This window comes from Siphonobacter sp. SORGH_AS_0500, from assembly GCF_031453245.1.
Taxonomy (GTDB): Bacteria; Bacteroidota; Bacteroidia; order Cytophagales; family Spirosomataceae; genus Siphonobacter.
In genome coordinates this window covers 623,116-643,212 of the sequence record NZ_JAVIYT010000001.1, presented here as the reverse complement: position 1 = coordinate 643,212, position 20,097 = coordinate 623,116, and the positions used below count along the sequence as shown (strand labels likewise).

The following is a 20,097-nucleotide window of genomic DNA, read 5'->3' as shown; positions in this document are numbered from 1 at the left end:
CGCTTTTTAGAGCCTTGCTCTTTACTTTTGTATCTCTAATCACTAACGATGAAAGGCCTCTGGCCCAGCATCCAATCCATTATGACACAAGACAAGTTGAAAGACTTGAAGGCCAGCATAGAGGCCTTGAGGGGGTATCTTTGACTACGATGGGAAAAAGTACCAGATAGAAGAATTAGAACAAAAAACGCTTGATCCTGAATTCTGGAATGAACGGGAACGGGCGGAAAAAATTCTCAGAGAAATTCGTGGGCTAAAATTCTGGACGGATGGTTTCGATCAGCTCAATCAGCTTTTGGGCGATACCGAAACCATGATGGAATTTCAGGAGTTAGGCGAAGCGTCAGAAGCTGATGTCGATGCCGAAGCGGCCAAGCTGGAAGCTAAATTGGCTGAAGTAGAGTTCCGGAAAATGATGTCGGATGAAGGCGATAATATGGATGCCGTGCTGGAAATTAATGCCGGAGCGGGCGGAACTGAATCGCAGGATTGGGCGAACATGCTGTTGCGAATGTACACCATGTGGGCTCAAAAAAATAACTTCAAGATTAACGTCGTGAACGTGGCCGATGGCGATGTCGCGGGTGTTAAATCAGCAACGATTGAGATTTTGGGTGAATATGCTTACGGTAACCTGAAAGCAGAAATTGGCGTGCACCGTCTAGTTCGGATCTCTCCATTCGATTCTAATGCCCGTCGTCATACGTCCTTTGCTTCAGTCTTTGCCTATCCTTTGGTGGATGATACCATCGAGATTGAAATTAACCCGGCCGATATTGACTGGGATACGTTCCGAAGCGGTGGAGCCGGTGGCCAGAACGTGAATAAGGTAGAAACGGCTGTACGTTTGAAACACAAACCTTCGGGAATTATTATCGAGTGTCAGCAGGAACGCAGCCAGCTTCAAAATAAGGAAGTGGCGATGCGATTGCTGAAATCTCGACTTTATCAAATGGAGCTGGAAAAACGGCTGGCAGCTAAAGCTGAATTGGACGCAACTAAGCGAAAAATTGAGTGGGGTAGCCAGATTCGCAGTTATGTACTTGATGATCGCCGCGTGAAAGATCACCGCACGAATCACCAGACTTCAAACACTGACGCGGTGCTGGACGGAGAAATCAATGATTTCATCAAAGCATACTTAATGTCGGACGTAAGCGAAGAGCAGAGCTAAGCTCGGAGTAACGTAAAAAGGGACAAAACCAAACGGCTTTGTCCCTTTTACTTTTTACCTGTTTGAATACTCTTTTACTCTACTTCTGGTTTAATTACCGTTACTTCATCCGTAACCGCCAGGGGTTGAGCTACCTTGCGACGCACTACCGGAGCCGATCTACGGGGAGAATCAACCGCTGTTCTTCTTTGAACGGGCTTTTTACCTTCTTCCTTCTTGCCGCCTTTTTTTCTTCTCCCCCACCAAATCAGGAATCCGGTAACGGGCAAACTAGCTGAAATCAAACTGGCTAGGAAGGCCAGGATCTTCGTAGGTAAGCCCATCACAGCTCCCACATGCAGATCATAATTCATCCGACGGAGTTTATCGCCACCGTCCGCATCTTCGTATTTTCCACTGAAAGGTCCCGCCGCCTTTAGTGGTTTGAGAGTGAATTGATCGTACGTATAAACATCCGTTTTATAATAAGTCCCCGGCTTAAGATATACCGTGACACTGATGGCATCCTTGGGCGTTTGCGGCAGGTTCACAAACATGGCCTTCTGTGATTTTCCCTGATCCGTCAGATTCAGCCATACTTTATCAACACTAGTAATAGTAACCGGAAGGTTTTGGGTTGTATCAGACAGGGCTGTATTCCGTTCAAACGACAAACTGCGACCACCTGTAGTTACCCAATATAAGCCCTTACTAAACCACTGGAAACTGTATACCAGACCCGTTAAGGAAATAATGAGTAAGAAAAAGGTACTGTAAAATCCCCAAACATTATGTAAATCATAATTCATCCGTTTGAAGGTTCCATCCCATTTTACCTTGAAGCTTTTATCCCGATTGGCCTTATTCCACTTTTTAGGCCACCAGAGAATCATTCCACTAATTAAAAGGATAACAAAAATCAGGACAGCGACACCAACAACGGGCCGACCAATGTCATAAGGCATCCATAAAGCCCGGTGGCCATTGAGTATAAAACGGAAAAAGTCAAAGTCTCCGTCGTTTCCCCCACGAGCAATGGATTTTACCTTCAGCACCTCGCCTGTATAAGGATTTATATATACTGAAGTGTATTTGCTACCCCGTTTTTTGCGATCAAACTGACCCACAACGGCTGCTTCGTTCGGCTTTGTATAGGTTAGCGAAGTAGCTTTCTTCCCTTCTAATTTCTTCTCAGCAATGGCTATTAATTGTGAAGGAACCAGATAGGGTTTAGGTTGCTCTTTAACAAAACGCCAGCTTTCGGTCATATCACGGATTTCTTCCTGGAAGACGTAAATACAACCCGTAATACTGACAATAAATACAATAATTCCCGAGGCCAGGCCGAGCCAGAGGTGAACTTGTCCGATGGCTTTTTTAAAAGTCATGGCTAGATTTGACTAATTAGTTATGAGAAAACTATACTTTGTGGAAGTACGCATTAAGAATCTAGTGAGCGACTCTCTAGAGGTATGACTCCAAAGGTAGTATATAAAATTTATATCTATTTAGTATAAATAAAAATAAGCTAAGACATTCTACAAAAATGCTGGTCGTAAAACATCGACTATCTATTTTCTAGAATGTCTTAGCTGGAAATAGTCATTAGAATTTATCTCCTTGGTATGGGCTCTATAGTAATAATTGCTTTACCAGTGGAAAATTCTTTTGTTCTTGCCCAATGCTCGTTAAAAGGAGGATTAGGATACCCTGGAATTGCCTCTTCATCCCAATATAAGATCTTATCGTCCCACCGAATGATGGCATCATATAGCATATCATGTCCACCTGAAACCTGTAGACTATACGTAGAAGAAACATTATTGGTATTACTGGTATTGCTTCCAAAATTTGGCCCATCTTTTATTGAATTGGAATAATTGAATCCAAAAGTTGAGCTTATTCCTATCGTTATACTTTGTGTATAAGAAGTGGTAGCATCTTCTTCCATTAATACTACTTTTATTTGGTCACCATACTGCTGCATGTTCCATGGTACCAATTCCAATGGAGTTGGCAAAATATACTGCTTAGTACTTGATCCATAATACCATTGATTATTTTGATGATATAAATTTACAAGCCCTAGGAAAGGAACATCAAACCATTTATTAACTATTTCAACAGCATTATTCTGATTATTTATACCTATTACTTTTACAATAAATTCTAGGTCACCATCTGCAAAAGAAGGATACCCATCATAATCTGTTATTTGGTCGTCAACAAGTTCTTTTATTATATCAGAGTTAACCAACTGTATAGTAGTTAGATGTTCTGCATATGAGCTATTAAAGCTACCCGTAGCATTACCAATAGTAGGTGCTATATTATAATAAATGTAGTCCCGAGGATACTGTAAATTATTCTCATAAGCTAACTTTACTTTCGAATCAAACTTGTCATAGGTTGCAAGGCGACTACCTGAACTTAATTTAGTCCCATTCAGATTGTTGAATGACTCGTCAATAAATGAGTAATTTAAATCCCTGATTACAAATGAGTTCAGTTGTTTTACTCCTCTAACCTTCCCATTGTTCACCTGTATTCTTTCATTATCCTTAACCACAATAATCGGATAATCTGGAAAAATATTTAGTGCTAATTCTTCTTCTTTGACATTAACATCATAAGTCATCATAAACTTATGGTTATTTTTTTTTCTGTAAACTTTATTAGGGAAAACCGCTACTTTAGGTATTTGAATAGATGTATTCCAACTTTCTGCATTGAAATTCACAACACTAGGAACTAAAATTGTCAATACTGGCATACTATTGACAATTCTGATAAATTCTTCTTTATCTCCATAAATAGAAGCTAAGTATTCATGAAAACTAATATTTTTTTCAATTATTTCATCTTTTACTAAATGAAATAATACGTCCGTATCTTTATTAATCCGTTTGAGAGAGGCTTTTTTTAATAATATTCTTACATTTTCATTCTTTAGAGATCTCGCAAGGACTTGAGAAAATATATTTCTGTTTTTCTCAATTTGTTCTTCTGTCAAACCAGAACCATTTTCATTTTTAATTGGGTCTACTATCGGGCTTTCTTTATTACAAGAAAGAATAGTAATCATTGTCAAAGCTACGGCAAAAATTGCCTTAATTAGTGTAAATTTAAGCATAATAATAGAGATTTAGTTAAAAGATAATAACCCAATAAACTAGCTTGTTAATAACAATATGTTATTAACAATTATTTAATAGTTAGAAGGAAAAAGGATATTTACACTTAAAATCTATAGGTGTTTAAAACAATCAATGCTCTGTCAGAAAAATCTATTAATAAGCATTTCAACTTATTATACTTTATCGCTCAATGTTATAATAAAACAAATATAGTTTATTTAGACTTAATAAAAATAATTATTTATAAATTTTATTATCCTCTCTGAAAATAACCCTCAATGAAGTATTAGGCTTCTCTTCTAAAGATGTAGATCACTAAATTTGTATAGGGTAGATCAATGCAAGCCTTATGGCCATCATTCATTAGCATTAGTAAAACAGTACGGGTAATGCCAGGAGGAAAACTTAGACTTTGTTGTCATCATTACTTGGCATTTGCAATAGCTGATCAAAGAGTAGTGTAGAAAATATATCTTTAATAGGCTCTTTTTAAGCCATTATAATCATCGCGACTTTATTTGTATGCAGTTAGTAACATATACCAAGTCAGGAAATGGCCCGGAACCTTTGCTGGCTTTTCATGGCATTGGGCAGGATCATACCGCTTACGAACCTTGGGTGAAGCTTTTGGGAGACCGATATACGATTTACGCCTTCGATTTACCTTTTCACGGCATGAATACCAAACGGCAGGTTCATCCCATTACGCTCGATAAAACTCAATGGAAACAGCAAATTTCGGACTTTCTGAAAAAAGAAGGCATTGTCCGCTTTAGCGTAGTGGGTTTCAGCATGGGTGGGCGATTTGCCCTGACTACGGTTGAAATGCTGCCTGATCAGGTTAACAAGCTATACCTGCTGGCTCCCGACGGCATTCTAAAGAATCCTTACTATACCTTCGCCGTTCGAAATCGATTAACCCGGCGAATTTTCAAATACGTTACTTTCAACCCTTCTCTGGTCATGAAATGGACGGGCGTTGGCGAACGTATGAAAATCATTCATCCGAGCATGTCCCGTTTTGTACACTGGATGCTGGATTCTCCTGAGAAACGGAAGCGGATTTTTTTATCCTGGGTTTCGTTTCGGCATTTCCATTTTTCGTTGTCCTCCCTCATCACCCTTTTTAATCGGCATGCTTTACCCATTCAATTTTATATGGGTGAATTTGACCGGATGATGCCTCCCGATTCTGTTCTACCCCTTACCACTAAGATTCCCACAGCCCAGCGATTTATTCTCAACTCGGGTCATAATCACATGATCGAAAAAACAGCAGAATTTCTAGCTCAACAGAATCCATAAAAAAAGCCCTGGATGTTGATCCAGAGCTTTTTAAGAAAATATATTTATCAATTAAGGTTGATGTCAATCAGAAGAGGAAGACAAGTTAAGCAACATCTGTTGTCACGTCTGTCTTGATTTGCTGGATTACTTTTCCAAACGTATGCTGAATTCCTTCCCATGCTCCCGTCAGGATACAGATTGGAATCAGAATCGGTGAAAAAATGATCCACTGCAAGAGCCGATAATGGTTCAAATTTTTCATTTCACTAGGGATTTAGGTGGTGTATTATTCAACTCCAGTAATTCCGCTAAAAGGTAATCATTGTTCCAGTCGAGTATAAATATACTGAATGGTGCTTCTTGCTTACTTTCTTTCTTAGCTATGAATTCAAAATTAATAAATTATCGAATAAAACAAAAAATTCTTGCCATAATTCAATAAAATATTCTCATAAAATCTAGTAAAATGAGCCATTGAACTTTAAAAAAGCTCCCCTGTCCGGTATTTTGGCAAAATCCCCAAATGACTATACGCCTTTTCCGTCGCTTCTCTACCTCGGGAGGTACGCTTGAGATAACCTTCCTGAATCAGAAAAGGCTCATATACCTCTTCAATCGTTTCTGCCTCTTCTCCTACGGCCGTGGCAATGGTAGATAAACCCACAGGTCCCCCTTTGAATTTCTCGATGATGGTGCTCAAGATACGATTATCCATATCATCCAGACCATTATGATCGACATCCAGAGCCGCCAGGGCCATTTCCGCGATGTCAACGGTGATACGCCCGCCGCCTTTTACCTGAGCAAAATCCCGCGTGCGTCGCAGGAGGTTATTAGCAATCCGTGGTGTTCCGCGACTCCGCCGGGCAATTTCAAAGGCTGCCTGTTCTTCCACTGGCATGTTAAGAATACTACAGGAACGCTTGATGATGGTTGTTAGTAACTTCGCATCATAATATTCAAGTCGGGCATTAATTCCAAAACGAGCTCGCAAAGGTGAGGTTAATAAGCCCGCCCGCGTAGTTGCTCCAATCAGCGTAAAGGGATTCAGTCCAATTTGTACACTTCGAGCATTCGGCCCTGAATCCAGCAGAATATCGATTTTATAATCTTCCATCGCAGAATATAGGTATTCCTCTACGATGGGATTCAGTCGGTGAATTTCGTCAATAAAAAGAACATCGTGCGGTTGCAGGTTGGTCAGCAAACCCGCCAGATCACTCGGTTTATCCAACACGGGCCCTGACGTAATTTTAATACCCGCCCCGAGTTCATTCGCAATAATGTTGGATAAGGTCGTTTTTCCCAAACCCGGAGGGCCGTGTAGCAACACGTGGTCCAGGGCTTCTTCCCGCATTTTTGCCGCCGAAACGAATATTTTCAGGTTTTCAAGAATCTTATCCTGGCCCGTAAAATCGCCAAAACTTAAAGGCCGAAGGGCTCTTTCTACTTCCCGATCATCTTTCGATAGGGTTTCTCTGTCCCCTTTCAAATAATCTTCCCGCATGCTTCAGTCACAGTTTAATATCTACTAGTCAAATTTAGCAGATTCTGTGCGGCAAAAGCCAATTCCCGGATGGAATGTCAAAAATGATCCTGAATTACCCGCAGGATTCCGAAGAAAATCAGTGGGCCACTCTTCACATGCACTCGGCTCAAGCTTTCGTAACTTAATTAACAAATTTCTTCTCTTTTCGAGTGAGAAAGGGTAACCAGCTTTCATCATTAATACCCGAGAAGTCCCGGATGAACATAATAAATGAAGGCTTATAAGGTCGCTGCCGCAGCACCATTCCGGCTTCCTCAGGGGTGAAATCACCTTTGCGGGAGTTACAGCGTTTGCAGGCCGTAGTAAGGTTGTCCCAACTGGATTTGCCGCTTCTGGATTTAGGTAGTACGTGGTCCAGCGTCAAATCATCCGATGTTCCACAGTATTGACACTGGTGGCCATCGCGTCTAAAAATATTCTGACGCGTTAACATCACTCCCCGATAAGGCAAGTATACGTACTTGTGCAGGCGAATAACCGTCGGCAAGGGAAAAGATTGAGAAATGCTCCGAAGGTTTTCCGTTTGAGACTCTGAAATCAAATCGGCCTTTTTAAGGTAGACTAGTAAAAAAGCTTTGGCGACCGAGCATATCGTCAAGGCTGAGTAATCCTGATTCAGCACTAATACTTTTCTGCCCATGGTATTACGAGAGTTTTGACGCTAAGCAAGTTAACGTTTTTACTTTACAATAACGGAGCGGACACAGAAAAATAATATATGGGTAAAGAAAAGCTTTTCCGCTGGCTTTCAACGGGAATGAAGGGGGAGGGTTATCGTCAACACCGTTCCTTTTTGTGGGATGGAATGAGCGACTATTTTTCCCTGGTGACTTTCTACAATTTTCTTACAGAAGGCTAAACCCGCTCCGTAACCCGGCGAATTGCGGTTGAGCTGATTGAATAACCGGAAAATATCTTCCTTATATCGGTCATCAAAACCGATACCATTATCCAGAATTCGAATTTCAACAGATTGGGAATGTAATTCGGCTTCAATTCTGATCTGCAAAGGCCGACTGGGGTGTGCGAATTTGGCGGAGTTATCTAAAAGCTGATAGAAAAGGGTCTGAATCATCGTTCCCTGCCCTTTAATAACGGGTAACTGGGTTTTCTCCAATACTGTTGTGTTGAGTCCGTTTTCATCACTTACACGTAGCCAGCTTTTTTCTACCATCTCGTTGAGATCTATAGATTTCAACGTCCGTTTTTCATTGGTTGCAAAAGACGTGTATTGGCGAATGGAATCCAGCAATTGCAGAGCCTGGTAGCTTTGATCGTTGGTTACCTGAAGTAACATTAGGCTTTCGGCAGTAATCTGATTCTGGGTATTCCCCCGAATCATATCTATATAGAGTAAAATCTTACGCAGAGGCTCTCGCAGGTCGTGAGCAAAGATTTTATTCATTAATAACCAGTCGTTATCCAGCGAAGTAAACGAAGCAGGTTGCCGCTCTTCATCTTTGGGCTTTAGGGTAATTTGAAAAGTCTTCTGATCGGCCAACCGGGTTTCATGAATCTGGTAATGAAACTCAATACATGTAATTTCCGGGTTTAGCAAAGTCAAGGTTCCCGTAGGTTGGGCTTGTAAGCGTTCCCAGGTTGCTTGTAGAAGAAAAAGATCTAAGGGTTGGTCAAGAATATGAATAGCTGAAAGCCCGGTTATCTGTAGCAGATGATAACTGAAATCTAAGATCATTCCGGAAGAAGATACAGTGATGAAGCCAGCGGTCTCCTTCGTATCTGAGTGATTCATACCTTAATTAATTCCTATCAAATGGGAGCAGTTTCCAGCACAATACTGAGGAATCCAACCTACCCGATTAATTACCTAACCTGCATAAGCAGTCAAGTGTTTTATCAGATGATAATTACTTAAACCTCTATTTTATGAGCCAACAAATTAAGATTCAATCTTTTGGATCCGGTTTAATTTCCTCGTCTGTCCTGAAATAAAATCGTAATTTTAAAACTCCATGCTTTTGTCTGGTGTTAAGTATGAACTTTCCCCCGGCTTTTAATTTATCCTGGCTTTAATACTGGCCAGCACTGATTGAACAGTATCCCAAAGATATGCAAAATATAGATATTCAGGCTTGCGAACACGAACCCATCCGGCATTTGGGACATATTCAGGCTCATGGTTATTTATTAGCCGTTGATGCCTCTTTTCGAGTTCGTCAGCTCAGTACTAACTTAGAAGAATTACTCGCCAGTACGGCCGAAAATATTATTAACCAGCCGCTCCAATTGCTTTCAATGAAGGAATTAAAAGGAGGGGAGCTGGTTCAGTTAATTCAGATTGCCCAAAAGCAGGGCTCTTTTGAAGGCATGACGCCCTTTAACGTCCATATTGATGGCCGGGAATATTACCTGGTTATTCATCTCATGGATGATTTATATATGCTGGAATTTGAACCCAAAAATGAGGTTCTTTTTCCGGGCACTTTGCAGGTTTTGGTCAGCCGGGTCATGTCCAGTATGCAGCAAAGCAAAAGCATTCAGGAGCTACTGGAACGCGTGGTCGTGGAAATGAAGGCTATCACACAGTATGACCGGGTCATGATTTACCGTTTCGACGAAGATTGGAACGGCGAAGTAGCGGCGGAGGCCAAAGAAGACCATCTGGAAACTTTTCTGGGCCTGCATTATCCTGCCTCTGACATTCCTAAACAGGCACGTGAGTTATATAAAACGAACTTTGTTCGGACGATCATTGATTCCCAAGCTCGCTCGGTTGCGATTTATCCGGGCATGAATATGGAAACCCGGCAGCCTCTGGACCTGAGTCAGTCTATTCTGCGGGCCGTTTCTCCCGTTCATATTGAGTATCTGAAAAATATGGGCGTTCGCTCCAGCATGAGTTTCTCGCTTTTATACAAAGGGGAACTCTGGGGGCTGATTTCCTGCCATCATTACGATGATCCACGTCTGGTTGACTATAACTCCCGAATGTCTGGGAAAATGATTAGTCAGCTTCTTTCAGCCGCCTTGGAATTCCGCAAGGACGAGGAAGATTTGAGCATGGTTAATCGTCTCTGGCGGAATGAACAGATACTTTTCGAGCAAATGCAACGCGACTGGAATGTCGTTCAGGGCTTAACCCAAAAGGCCACTACAGTTCTGGATATATCGCTAGCCTCTGGAGCAGCTTTGCTCTTTGAAGGGAAGGTACATACCGTTGGAAAAACGCCGTCTGAAAGCCAGATTTTAAAAATAGCTGATTGGCTAAAAAATAATAAGGTAGATACCATCTTTCACACCCATCAGTTTTCCAAAGTTTTCGGCCCCGCCATTGACTACCGCGACGACGCATCGGGCATGATGGCTATTGTGATTTCACGACAGTTGGAAGAATACCTGATCTGGTTTAAGCCGGAGGTTATGCAGCAAGTGGCCTGGGGGGGAAATCCAGATGATAAACAGGTATGGACGGACGAAGCTGGAAGAAACCGCCTGAGCCCACGGAAGAGTTTCGCGAAATGGACGCAATTGGTTAGAAATACCTCCGAATCATGGAAGCAGGCTGAAATCAATACGGCCTTGAAAATTCGAGAGGATATTCTTCAGATTGTTACTCAAAAAGCCAATCAGATCCGCATTTTAAATGAGCAGTTAAAGTTAGCTTACGAAGAACTAGACACGTTCAGTTATACTGTTTCGCACGACTTACGGACGCCGCTGGCTTCGATCAAGACCTATTCAGAAGTATTTCTGATGGATTATGGCGATCGGCTCGATGAGGAAACAATTCCCCTTTTTGAGAAAATTGTTTCTGCCAGTAATAAGATGAGTGATCTCATCCGGGAAATTTTACATTATGCCCGTAGTGGTCGCACGGAAATGTCGGCGGAGCCTCTTCCTATGAAAGATTTATTATATAACTTAAGGGAAGAACTGTTAGTTACTAACAAAAATGAATTACTAACCATTGACATTGGAGAGACCCCACCGATCAAGGGCGATAAAACCATGATTATGCAGGTTTTCACCAATTTATTGACTAATGCCATTAAGTATTCCCAAACGGCCGAACATCCTTGCGTTACTGTTAAGGGCATTCAAACGAACGAGGAGGTTATTTATTCCGTCACGGATAATGGCATTGGTATTGATATGAATCAAAGTGGTAAGGTTTTTGATTTATTTAAACGGTTAGATAATGCAAAGGAATATGAAGGGCATGGCGTAGGGCTGGCCATCGTTAAACGGATCATGCAAAGGCATCATGGTAAAGTATGGTTCTTTAGTGAGCCGGGCCGTGAGACTACCTTTTATGTTTCATTTCCCCTAGCCTAAACTTAATACAGGTATGATTGATGTATTGTATGTAGAAGACAATCCAGATGATGTTGACATCTTCAAACGGGTTATTGGAAAAATAAATCAGCCTCCTACTTATAAAGTTATTACAACCGGTAATGAAGCCGTTGATTACGTGTTGAGCCGGGGTAACTACCAAACAGAGGAAGCTATTCTTCCTAAAATGTTATTACTTGACCTAAATCTACCTGGTAATAACGGTTTTGAAGTTTTACAGCAGATTCGTTCCAATGCCAAAGGACGTTATCTGCCGATTGTCGTTTACAGTACTTCAGACAACCCTAAGGATATGCGGGAAGCTTTCGATCTGGGGGCGAACGCCTATCTGGTGAAACCCGGGGGTTACCGCGAGGTAAGCGATATGTTGCAACGGGCTCTGGATTTCTGGCTCGCTCAAAAAGCCAATCAATAATTATTCATGGGAGAAATTTTAAGTCAGCTTAAAGAACAGACTCGGGAGTTACACGAACAAACCGAACAATTGTTTTATACCGATGCTTTGAAAGGCGGAACTTTAACTACCGATCAATATAAGCATTTATTACAGGCTCATCTGGCCTTTCATAAAGCTCTAGAAGTTGCCTTAAGTACAATTGATAACTATCCACTGGAAGAACGCCGGAAAGCCGCCTGGATTGAAGCCGATTTAACGGCCATACAAGCATCTCCCAAGACCGCTCCTAGCACCGTTTTCGAAGGATGGAATACATCAGAATTACTGGGGGCCGCTTACGTAGCGGAAGGCTCCATGCTAGGTGGACAGGTCATTAAACGCTGGTTACAGGCTCATCCTGAATTAGGGACATATGCCGTAGAATCAAAGTTTTATAATGGATACGGTAAAAATACAGGCGAACGCTGGAAGTCTTTTGGTACCTATCTGATAACAAATGCAGCAGGACATGAGCCTGCCATTGTAGAAGGAGCGAAGAAAGCATTTAAAGCTTATCAGGCTATTTTCAAGGCAGTAGCTTAAATAAAGCTGTATAAAAAGAGGCTGTTTCACCCTAATGAAACAGCCTCTTTTTTGTGTGCATGAATGCCTGTTTAAGGCTTGGAAGCACTGAATTTTTCCACCAAATGGAACGTATGCTCCAGGGCTTTATGGTCTCCCCAGGTATCATGTCCTGGAATGACCCACCTGGGAGAGCCAAATGCTTGCATCAGTCGTTTCATCGACTTTCCCCATTCTTTCAGGTTCGCATCCGCGATGTTACCCATGCCGAAGGTGGCTACGCTTTTCACCAGACATCCTCCGTGCAGAATTTTATAGCTGGGTAACCAAACCACTATGTTATCGCTGGTATGGCCTTCTCCGGGAAAATAACACCGGAAAGGTACTTTTCCGATGGTAAAGCTCGTATCAGACGGCAAAATGGCCTCAGGTGACTCATAACCTTCTTTGATTGATTTCTGAGCCGTCAGGGGCGTGCTAATAACACGAACGCCCGCTTTCTTTAATTCGCTTATGCCCCCTACCCGATCGTCATGCGAGTGCGTCACGATGCAGAGCTTTACAGGCTGATGCAAATGCTGGTCGACCCAGTGCAGAATTTGTCGGGTATTATCGGTATCTGCTTTCGTATCCCAGCCAGTATCGATTAATACGACACCCTCTTTTGTGTTTACGATCAGTCCATTGGAAGGAATCGCCTGATTCTGATAGATGCCATAAGTAACGTGAACATAGACATCTTTCTGAAGCTGACTCACTTCTAGAGGCGGCTTTTTGATAGTCTGGCCTTGCGTTATTCCCAACGAGAAAGCGGAAAGAGCAAGAATAATCAGAATACGCATGAGTATTAGGTAAAGATTTGTATTGAGAAGGAAAGTTAATACATCTCTTTCAAAAACGAAGCTCACGAAAAAGCAGGATAGAGAATGAAACCCGATGATCAGACTTCATTCAAACCAAAAGGATATATAAAGAAAAAGCCTGACAAGCGATTGCTTATCAGGCTTTTGTACCCGGGACGAGACTCGAACTCGTACAGGCATCACTGCCCAAAGGATTTTAAGTCCTTCGTGTCTACCATTCCACCACCCGGGCCTCACAAAAAAAGCTCCGACCTGCGGAGCCTTTATGCTGAGCGAAAGACGGGGTTCGAACCCGCGACCTCGACCTTGGCAAGGTCGCGCTCTACCAGCTGAGCTACTTTCGCTTGTTATTATTTTTACTGTGTTACCCGTCGTTTGGGAATGCAAATGTACGCTCGAAAAAGGGGGTTTGTCAAGAGTAGAGTAAAAAAAAGTTACGGTTTTTTTTACTCAAGTTATTTCTCAAGCCAATAAATATCTAAAAATCAATAACTTATTTCTTGAAAATATTTTTAAAAAATCTATTTAACTTTGATACTAGTCATTTCATTAATTCTCCATTTAACTTTACACACTCATCACCTAAGCGAGTTGGGAGGTTTTTGTGATGATCCTTTATCGATGTTTAATAACTCCCATTTGAAAAGTATATGCTTCAGCGTCCCCAAACTTTATTTCTAGCTCTGATTATTGTTTCTATGGGTCTGTTTCTTGGTTTTCCCATTTGGGAAAAAACCATCGGAGGACAGTCCGCTACTTTAAGTGCTTTTTCTCTAACTTATACCAACGCAGCAAGTCAGGTTGTAGAAGAATCCAAGTGGTATCTAGCAGCTTTAGCCATTCTTGCGGCGGGTCTGGCTTTGTTTTCGCTGGTTCAGTTTACGAACCGCGTTCGGCAAATGCTCTTGAATCTGGTAAATACATTGGTAATGATTGCCCTGCTGGGTCTTTCTACATACGAATCTCACATTAAAGCAAATGGCTTATTTAATCCTGAAACGCCCGGTAGCTTTAAAATAGGCTTTTTTGCCATTGCTGTGGCTCTTCTTGCCAATGTAGCAGCCAATCGCTTCATCCGAATTGATGAAAGAAAAGTGAAAGATGCCTTCGAACGTCTTCGCTAGTAAGTCAATTACTGACGAGGCGTAAGGCTTTACTGCCTCATTTTCTTTCCTAATAGAAAAAGATTTTGGGTCTGTCCAGAGTTTTTTTATTAATTTCAATTCTGATTCCCGACGTATAGCGTCAGGATATATTTCCCCTTAATAGCATCTAACCATCAATTGATGTTGAAGAAAAGTACGAATGGCCATGCTCGTTGATGCGTCGTTGAAGGAAACCCTCAAGACGAAGTTGAAAGAGGTTTTCGGCTTCTCACAGTTCCGGGGTGAGCAGGAAGACATTATTTGTAATCTCCTGGCAGGAAACCATACCTTCGTTATTATGCCTACCGGGGCTGGTAAGTCCATGTGTTACCAGCTACCAGCAGTCGTTAGTGAAGGAACTGCGGTTATTATCTCTCCATTGATTGCTTTGATGAAAAATCAGGTCGATCAGCTTAATGCAGTGGGGGTAAATGCTCAATTTCTAAACTCTACGCTCAGTAAATCTGAAATGACCCAAGTCAAAAAGGATGTACTGAATGGCGAAATAAAACTTCTATACGTAGCTCCTGAATCGCTGACGAAGGAAGAAAACCTGGCTTTTTTACAAAAAGCTAATATTTCCTTTGTTGCCATTGATGAAGCTCACTGTATCTCGGAGTGGGGGCATGATTTCCGACCTGAATATCGCCGGATTCGGCACATCGTTGAGACGATAAACCCGGAATTACCACTCATTGCTTTGACCGCTACGGCAACGCCCAAAGTTCAGCAGGATGTTATCAAGAACCTGCAAATGGAGGATGCCTGCGTTTTTAAGTCTTCTTTTAACCGGAAAAACTTATACTACGAAATCCGCCCGAAGACGAAGGATGTTAACAAGCAATTGATTAAATACATCAAGAGTCAGGCTGGGAAATCGGGCATTATTTATTGCCTGAGCCGAAAGACGGTTGAAGAAATTGCGGAGTTACTGAACGTAAACGGCGTAAAAGCCCTGCCCTATCATGCCGGACTCGATCCGCACACGCGGATGGGTAACCAGGATGCCTTTTTGAACGAAGAAGCGGAAGTCATTGTCGCAACGATTGCTTTCGGAATGGGCATTGACAAGCCAGACGTTCGGTTTGTTCTTCACTACGACGCTCCTAAATCCCTCGAAGGCTATTACCAGGAAACGGGTCGAGCTGGTCGCGACGGACTGGAGGGTAACTGCGTGATGTTCTATAGCTACGACGATATCGTCAAGCTGGATAAATTCAACAAAGACAAACCCGTTACGGAACGAGATAACGCCAAAGCTCTGTTAATGGAGATGGTAAGTTACTCAAACATCGGGCTCTGCCGCCGTCGTCAGTTACTGGGTTATTTTGGTGAATACTTCCCAAAAGATTGCGGTTTCTGCGATAACTGCCTGAAACCTACGCCGAAATTCAAAATGCAGGATGAGGTGGAATGGATTCTGAAGGCCGTTCAACTGACGGGGAGTCGATTCGACTGTAACCACATTGCGGATATATTACTGGGCGTTGAAAATCCTTATGTCGTTAGCCACGGCCATAATAAGCTGGACGTTTTCGGCAAAGGCAAATACAAGCTGGGTTACGAGAACGATCAGGACGACGATGATGCCGAAGAAGAAGACGAAGACGGTAACGTAATCGTAAAAGCGAAAACGAAGGCTACGGATAAAAAAGACGACGGCTTGCAAACGCCCGAGTTCTGGCATTCGATTATCAAGCAACTGACGATTTTAGGTTTTCTGGATAAAGACATCGAGAATTACGGAACTCTGAAAATCAGCGAAAAAGCGATTCAGTTCCTGGAAGCTCCCTATGTCGTTTCGTTATCGAAAGATCACGATTACACCCATCAGCCCGAAGAGAAAGAAGACGACAAGGAAGAGATTAGCTCGAATGCGAAAGCTTACGACGAAGCTCTTTTTGAGATGCTTAAAAATCTTCGAAAGAAGATTGCCAAGGAAAAGAACATTCCTCCGTATGTAATTTTCCAGGATCCTTCGATGGAGGAAATGGCCACTACCTATCCTTCTACCGTTCAGGAGTTAGCTCAGATTACGGGCGTAGGCATGGGTAAGGCCGTCAAATTCGGAAAGCAGTTCATTGAAGTCATTACCCGATACGTTGAAGAAAATGAAATCGAAACGGCAACCGAAGTAGTAGTAAAGACTACCACGAACAAGTCGAAAGTTAAGATTTTCATTATTCAGCAAATTGACCGAAAAATCAATCTGGAAGAAATTGCAGAGGCTAAAGACCTCGGCATGACGGAGCTGATTGAGGAAATCGAGCACATCTGTTATTCAGGTACGAAGCTCAATCTGGATTATTACATTAATCAGTTAATGGATGATGATCGTCAGGATGAGATTTATGAGTACTTCATGAGTGCCGAAACCGATTCGATGAGTGTAGCCCTACAAGAGTTAAGCGGCGAATATTCAGAAGAAGAACTTCGGTTGATGCGTATCAAATTCCACAGCGAGTTAGGTCATTAATCTGATCTTGTTTTCTGTTCATTTTTACATATTTACGTTAACGCTTCTGATGAGTTGGGCTTCGGTCTAAGTTATTAACAACAGCAGCAATAAAATTATCCGATGAACATTCTCATCGTAGGATCTGGCGGCCGCGAGCACGCTTTTGCCTGGAAAATCGCCCAGAGTCCTTTGTGTCAAAAGTTATTTGTCGCTCCCGGAAACGCCGGGACGGCTCAATTAGCAACCAATTTATCCATCGGTGTCAATGACTTTGAAGCCATTGCTGCTGCTGTCCTCGAAAACAATATCTCACTGGTGATTGTGGGTCCCGAAGAACCGCTGGTTCGGGGCATCCGTGATTATTTTGAGAGTCGGGAAGACCTCAAAAAAGTGTTAGTACTGGGTCCTGATAGTAAAGGGGCTCAATTAGAAGGATCGAAAGATTTTTCTAAAAACTTCATGGTTAAGAACCAGATTCCAACCGCAGCTTCACGGACTTTCGTGAAAGAAACGCTGGAAGAAGGGCTAGACTATATCACCCAACAACAGTTTCCGCTGGTTCTGAAAGCCGATGGCTTAGCTGCTGGCAAAGGCGTTATCATTGCTGCTGACGTAGCAGAAGCTCAGACTACGCTCCGCGAGATGCTCGTGGAAGCCAAGTTTGGTGACGCTTCTCACAAAGTAGTAATCGAAGAATACCTGCATGGAATCGAGTTGTCGGTATTCGTGTTGACCGATGGCGAACATTACCATATTCTGCCTGAGGCCAAAGATTATAAACGCATTGGTGAAGGCGACACAGGCCCTAATACCGGAGGCATGGGGGCCGTTTCTCCCGTACCTTTCTCAGACGATGCTTTCCAGAAAAAAGTAGAGGAACGAATTGTTCGTCCTACCATGGCTGGACTGAAAGCGGAAGGGATTCGTTACGTTGGCTTTATTTTTATTGGTCTGATGAACGTTAATGGAGACCCTTACGTCATTGAGTATAACTGCCGTATGGGCGATCCGGAAACGGAAGTAGTGTTACCCCGGATTGATTCAGATCTGCTGGTGATTTTAAAAGCCGCTGCAGAAGGCAAATTGAAATATGTAAACTTCGCCGTTTCCAACAAAACAGCCGTTACTACCGTTGTTGTAGCGGGTGGTTACCCGGGTGAATATGGAAAGGGTGACATTATCCAAGTACCTGAAAAACAAAATTATACTACTATTTTCCACGCCGGAACCAAGCATTCCGAAACGGGTGCGGTAGTAACTAATGGTGGTCGTGTACTGGCCGTTACGGCTCTGGGCACGTCCATTGCTGAAGCCCGCCAGCGTTCGCAAATGGCGGCGGCTGCGGTTCAATACGAAGGCAAGTACTTCCGACGGGACATCGGCCTCGATCTTTTATAATTTTGGATGGTAGAATACCTGAATGAATGAAAGCTCTCTCGGGAGTCGCGTTCAAACTTTCTATCATTCAAAAATTCTACATACAAAAATGGGATGTGCATCATGTGGAACGGGTGGCTGTGGAAGCATCCGTACCAAGGGGAATAAAGATGCCACTTCCGTATCAGGTTGTCAAAACAATGGAGCCTGTGGAACGGGTGGCTGTAATAAAATGAACGTATTCGACTGGCTGTCGGATATGGAAGCTCCGGGCTTAGGTTTGCCAATGAATCAACGGAGTAACCTGGTTGAAGTGAAGTTCAAAGGGGGTCGGAAGGAATATTTCCGTAATACGGCTCAGGTTGAACTCTACACGGGCGATCCGGTAGTAGTTGAAATGCAAAGCGGTCATCACCTGGGTTTTGTTTCGCTTCAGGGCGAGCTGGTTCGTTTACAGATTGTCAAACGAGGAATTAAAGACCCCGAAATTCGTCAGGTGTACCGCAAGGCCACCTCAAAGGATATCGAAAAACATGAGCAGAGTGTTGCTCGTGATTTGCCTACGATGTACCGGGCCCGCGAGATTGTGAAAGAGCTGAAACTCAACATGAAGTTATCGGATGTTGAGTTTCAGGCTGATGGAACGAAAGCTACGTTTTATTACTCTTCGGATGAACGCGTAGACTTTCGGGAGCTTATTAAAGTTCTGGCTAGTGAGTTCAAGGTGCGGATTGAAATGAAGCAGATTAGTCTGCGTCAGGAAGCCGCTCGTATCGGTGGTATTGGCGTTTGTGGTCGGGAACTCTGCTGCTCTACGTGGTTGACAGATTTCAAAAACGTAACTACCTCAGCTGCTCGTTATCAGAACCTTTCGCTCAATCCAGTTAAACTTTCCGGTCAGTGCGGACGGTTAAAATGTTGTCTCAACTATGAGCTGGAGACCTACATCGACGCTCTGCGGGATATTCCTACGCTGGAAACGCCGTTAAGAGTTCAGAAAGGCGAAGCCAATCTGATTAAAACGGATATTTTCCGTAAAATCATGTGGTTTAGCTTCCGGGGCGATGACAACTGGTATCCGGTTGCCATTCCGCAGGTAATGAAAATTGTAGCTTTGAATAACCGTGGAATTATTCCAGCCAATTTTGAAGAACTGGAATTAATACCAGTGGCCGAACCCAAATCCTCGGGCATTAATAGCGATCTGGTGCGGATGGATAAGAAATTCCAGGCACAGAATCGTCCTGCTCCTAAAAATAAGAAAAAGCGTTCTGGTGGCGGAGGTAACTCCAATCAGGGACGTTCTCAAAAATGATTTTGCTCCCGGAGATGAATCGTCTCCGGGACTTTCATTCTTATGCGAATCTTTCTCTTTTTTCTCGCTCTGGTCTCCTTGACTGCCTGTGAAACGAATGCCGTTTTCAAGGATAATATTGATTTACAGGACGCGAAATGGCCCATTAAGACGGTTCCTAGCTTTACGTTTGAAATTAAGGATACTACGAAGACTTATAACCTGTACTATAACCTTCGTAATACAAAATCCTATCCCTATTACAACCTTTACGTTACCCGTACACTGACGGGGCCTGATGGAAAAACGATTGAACGTAATCTGGATGAGTTAATACTGGCAAATCCGACGACGGGCAAACCGACCGGAAACGGATTGGGAGATATTTATGACCATAAGTTTTTAGCTATCAAAAACTTACGTTTCTCCAAAGCGGGTTCGTACACGTTTAAGGTAGAACAGTATATGCGTCAGGATCCACTGCCTGAAATTCAGAATGTGGGACTTACTGTAGAAACCAATCCCTGAAAAGTCAGGAAAGGTTCACTTCCTTTGTCCA

17 protein-coding genes and 2 tRNA genes are annotated in these 20,097 nt (G+C 42.7%); 10 read left to right on the top strand and 9 right to left on the bottom strand.

What is annotated here, in order from left to right:
• Positions 1-81 precede the first annotated feature (81 nt).
• A protein-coding gene (gene prfB, locus QE357_RS02750) for a peptide chain release factor 2 (RefSeq protein WP_157830337.1) occupies positions 82-1,174 on the top strand; the annotation gives its coding sequence in 2 pieces (ribosomal slippage) (positions 82-141 and positions 143-1,174; 1,092 coding nt in all).
• A 74-nt stretch (positions 1,175-1,248) separates the two neighbouring features.
• Here the strand turns inward: prfB and QE357_RS02745 are convergent.
• Together QE357_RS02745 and QE357_RS02740 are read right to left on the bottom strand one after the other, a co-directional pair.
• Positions 1,249-2,541, bottom strand: coding sequence for a PepSY domain-containing protein (locus QE357_RS02745; protein ID WP_106636687.1), 1,293 nt, complete (start codon positions 2,539-2,541; stop codon positions 1,249-1,251).
• A gap of 224 nt (positions 2,542-2,765) precedes the next feature.
• Positions 2,766-4,286: a hypothetical protein gene (locus QE357_RS02740; protein ID WP_309705653.1), complete on the bottom strand. Its 1,521-nt coding sequence runs from the start codon at positions 4,284-4,286 to the stop codon at positions 2,766-2,768.
• A gap of 526 nt (positions 4,287-4,812) precedes the next feature.
• Here QE357_RS02740 and QE357_RS02735 point away from each other — a divergent pair.
• Entirely contained in the window at positions 4,813-5,595 is a 783-nt protein-coding gene (locus tag QE357_RS02735) for an alpha/beta fold hydrolase (protein ID WP_106636684.1), read from the top strand.
• An 85-nt stretch (positions 5,596-5,680) separates the two neighbouring features.
• On the opposite strand, the gene QE357_RS02730 is transcribed toward QE357_RS02735, so the two are convergent.
• From QE357_RS02730 to QE357_RS02715, 4 genes are all read right to left on the bottom strand, one after another.
• Complete coding sequence (locus QE357_RS02730; protein ID WP_198555235.1) at positions 5,681-5,839, bottom strand: hypothetical protein; 159 nt, start codon at positions 5,837-5,839, stop codon at positions 5,681-5,683.
• 219 nt (positions 5,840-6,058) lie between these two features.
• Entirely contained in the window at positions 6,059-7,084 is a 1,026-nt protein-coding gene (gene ruvB / locus QE357_RS02725; RefSeq protein ID WP_106636683.1) for a Holliday junction branch migration DNA helicase RuvB, read from the bottom strand.
• Between the two features lie 163 nt (positions 7,085-7,247).
• Complete coding sequence (locus tag QE357_RS02720; protein WP_307141936.1) at positions 7,248-7,766, bottom strand: HNH endonuclease; 519 nt, start codon at positions 7,764-7,766, stop codon at positions 7,248-7,250.
• A gap of 108 nt (positions 7,767-7,874) precedes the next feature.
• Positions 7,875-8,879 (bottom strand): ATP-binding protein, encoded by a 1,005-nt coding sequence (locus QE357_RS02715; protein ID WP_106636681.1) that lies wholly within the window; start codon positions 8,877-8,879, stop codon positions 7,875-7,877.
• A gap of 317 nt (positions 8,880-9,196) precedes the next feature.
• Between QE357_RS02715 and QE357_RS02710 the strand changes: the two genes are divergently transcribed.
• The 3 genes from QE357_RS02710 to QE357_RS02700 are packed head-to-tail and all read left to right on the top strand — an operon-like array spanning position 9,197 to position 12,422.
• Positions 9,197-11,422 carry an ATP-binding protein gene (locus QE357_RS02710; RefSeq protein ID WP_106636680.1) on the top strand — a complete coding sequence of 742 codons (2,226 nt, stop codon included), beginning with the start codon at positions 9,197-9,199 and terminating at the stop codon, positions 11,420-11,422.
• Positions 11,423-11,435: 13 nt separating this feature from the next.
• Positions 11,436-11,858 carry a response regulator gene (locus tag QE357_RS02705; protein ID WP_106636679.1) on the top strand — a complete coding sequence of 141 codons (423 nt, stop codon included), beginning with the start codon at positions 11,436-11,438 and terminating at the stop codon, positions 11,856-11,858.
• 6 nt (positions 11,859-11,864) lie between these two features.
• Entirely contained in the window at positions 11,865-12,422 is a 558-nt protein-coding gene (locus QE357_RS02700; protein ID WP_309705645.1) for a biliverdin-producing heme oxygenase, read from the top strand.
• 71 nt (positions 12,423-12,493) lie between these two features.
• Here QE357_RS02700 and bla read toward each other — a convergent pair whose 3' ends face one another.
• The 3 genes from bla to QE357_RS02685 form a co-directional block, all read right to left on the bottom strand.
• Complete coding sequence (bla, locus tag QE357_RS02695; protein WP_307141932.1) at positions 12,494-13,243, bottom strand: subclass B1 metallo-beta-lactamase; 750 nt, start codon at positions 13,241-13,243, stop codon at positions 12,494-12,496.
• A gap of 168 nt (positions 13,244-13,411) precedes the next feature.
• Positions 13,412-13,496 (bottom strand) — tRNA-Leu (locus tag QE357_RS02690).
• A 39-nt stretch (positions 13,497-13,535) separates the two neighbouring features.
• Positions 13,536-13,608: transfer RNA gene (locus QE357_RS02685), tRNA-Gly, on the bottom strand.
• Positions 13,609-13,914: 306 nt separating this feature from the next.
• Here QE357_RS02685 and QE357_RS02680 point away from each other — a divergent pair.
• From QE357_RS02680 to QE357_RS02660, 5 genes are all read left to right on the top strand, one after another.
• Entirely contained in the window at positions 13,915-14,388 is a 474-nt protein-coding gene (locus QE357_RS02680; protein ID WP_309705643.1) for a DUF4293 family protein, read from the top strand.
• A 187-nt stretch (positions 14,389-14,575) separates the two neighbouring features.
• Complete coding sequence (locus tag QE357_RS02675) at positions 14,576-16,885, top strand: RecQ family ATP-dependent DNA helicase (protein ID WP_106636880.1); 2,310 nt, start codon at positions 14,576-14,578, stop codon at positions 16,883-16,885.
• A 102-nt stretch (positions 16,886-16,987) separates the two neighbouring features.
• Entirely contained in the window at positions 16,988-18,265 is a 1,278-nt protein-coding gene (gene purD / locus QE357_RS02670) for a phosphoribosylamine--glycine ligase (RefSeq protein WP_307141931.1), read from the top strand.
• 88 nt (positions 18,266-18,353) lie between these two features.
• Positions 18,354-19,559, top strand: a complete 1,206-nt coding sequence (locus QE357_RS02665; protein WP_309705640.1) for a regulatory iron-sulfur-containing complex subunit RicT — start codon at positions 18,354-18,356, stop codon at positions 19,557-19,559.
• Positions 19,560-19,601: 42 nt separating this feature from the next.
• Positions 19,602-20,066, top strand: a complete 465-nt coding sequence (locus tag QE357_RS02660; RefSeq protein ID WP_309705638.1) for a gliding motility lipoprotein GldH — start codon at positions 19,602-19,604, stop codon at positions 20,064-20,066.
• Positions 20,067-20,097 lie beyond the last annotated feature (31 nt).

Excerpts from the sequence above, each read along its gene's own strand:
- QE357_RS02705 (WP_106636679.1), top strand. The coding sequence starts at position 11,436 with ATGATTGATGTATTGTATGTAGAAGACAATCCAGATGATGTTGACATC.
- QE357_RS02660 (WP_309705638.1), top strand. The coding sequence starts at position 19,602 with ATGCGAATCTTTCTCTTTTTTCTCGCTCTGGTCTCCTTGACTGCCTGT.
- QE357_RS02740 (WP_309705653.1), bottom strand. The coding sequence starts at position 4,286 with ATGCTTAAATTTACACTAATTAAGGCAATTTTTGCCGTAGCTTTGACA.
- QE357_RS02700 (WP_309705645.1), top strand. The coding sequence starts at position 11,865 with ATGGGAGAAATTTTAAGTCAGCTTAAAGAACAGACTCGGGAGTTACAC.
- QE357_RS02730 (WP_198555235.1), bottom strand. The coding sequence starts at position 5,839 with ATGAAAAATTTGAACCATTATCGGCTCTTGCAGTGGATCATTTTTTCA.
- ruvB (WP_106636683.1), bottom strand. The coding sequence starts at position 7,084 with ATGCGGGAAGATTATTTGAAAGGGGACAGAGAAACCCTATCGAAAGAT.
- QE357_RS02715 (WP_106636681.1), bottom strand. The coding sequence starts at position 8,879 with ATGAATCACTCAGATACGAAGGAGACCGCTGGCTTCATCACTGTATCT.
- purD (WP_307141931.1), top strand. The coding sequence starts at position 16,988 with ATGAACATTCTCATCGTAGGATCTGGCGGCCGCGAGCACGCTTTTGCC.
- QE357_RS02745 (WP_106636687.1), bottom strand. The coding sequence starts at position 2,541 with ATGACTTTTAAAAAAGCCATCGGACAAGTTCACCTCTGGCTCGGCCTG.
- QE357_RS02665 (WP_309705640.1), top strand. The coding sequence starts at position 18,354 with ATGGGATGTGCATCATGTGGAACGGGTGGCTGTGGAAGCATCCGTACC.
- QE357_RS02735 (WP_106636684.1), top strand. The coding sequence starts at position 4,813 with ATGCAGTTAGTAACATATACCAAGTCAGGAAATGGCCCGGAACCTTTG.
- QE357_RS02675 (WP_106636880.1), top strand. The coding sequence starts at position 14,576 with ATGCTCGTTGATGCGTCGTTGAAGGAAACCCTCAAGACGAAGTTGAAA.
- QE357_RS02710 (WP_106636680.1), top strand. The coding sequence starts at position 9,197 with ATGCAAAATATAGATATTCAGGCTTGCGAACACGAACCCATCCGGCAT.
- QE357_RS02720 (WP_307141936.1), bottom strand. The coding sequence starts at position 7,766 with ATGGGCAGAAAAGTATTAGTGCTGAATCAGGATTACTCAGCCTTGACG.
- QE357_RS02680 (WP_309705643.1), top strand. The coding sequence starts at position 13,915 with ATGCTTCAGCGTCCCCAAACTTTATTTCTAGCTCTGATTATTGTTTCT.
- bla (WP_307141932.1), bottom strand. The coding sequence starts at position 13,243 with ATGCGTATTCTGATTATTCTTGCTCTTTCCGCTTTCTCGTTGGGAATA.